We start from the raw sequence: 452 nt of genomic DNA, 5'->3' as shown, positions 1-452 counted from the left end.
GGTTTGGTGAGTCAAGACTACGGCCGTTATGAACTGACTGTGCGTGAAAATCTTCTTCTGGGTTTGCCTCAGGAGGCGGTTGAGCGTCTTGGTGATGCTGATTTGTGGTCGGCTTTGTCGGTGGCTTGTGCTGATGATTTTGTGCGTGGTCTTGAGGGTGGTTTGGATGCTCAGTTGGGTGAGTCGTTTGGTGGTGTTGGTCTTTCGGGTGGTCAGTGGCAGCGTTTGGCGTTGGCGCGTGTGGTTCTTCGGGATGCGCCGGTGTGGGTGTTGGATGAGCCGACGAGTGCTGTGGATGCTGAGACTGAGGAGGAGATTTTTGCTCGGTTGAAGGTGGCTGCTGTTGGGCGTTTGGTGGTGTTGGTGTCTCATCGTGCGTGGACGTTGCGTGGTGTTGATTCTGTGGTGGTGTTGGATGGTGGGTGTGTGGTGGAGCAAGGAACCTACCGGGA

General features: G+C 55.5%; 1 protein-coding gene. It reads left to right on the top strand.

All coding sequences use genetic code 11. From position 1 onward, the window contains the following. A partial coding sequence (locus HMPREF2710_RS02710) for an ATP-binding cassette domain-containing protein (RefSeq protein ID WP_141746598.1) occupies positions 1-452 on the top strand: 452 nt, incomplete at both ends.

It is taken from the genome of Rothia sp. HMSC069D01, from assembly GCF_001810135.1.
Classification (GTDB): Bacteria; Actinomycetota; Actinomycetes; order Actinomycetales; family Micrococcaceae; genus Rothia.
Note: the sequence above shows the minus strand (reverse complement) of the source record. Positions and strands in the feature narration are given on the sequence as shown.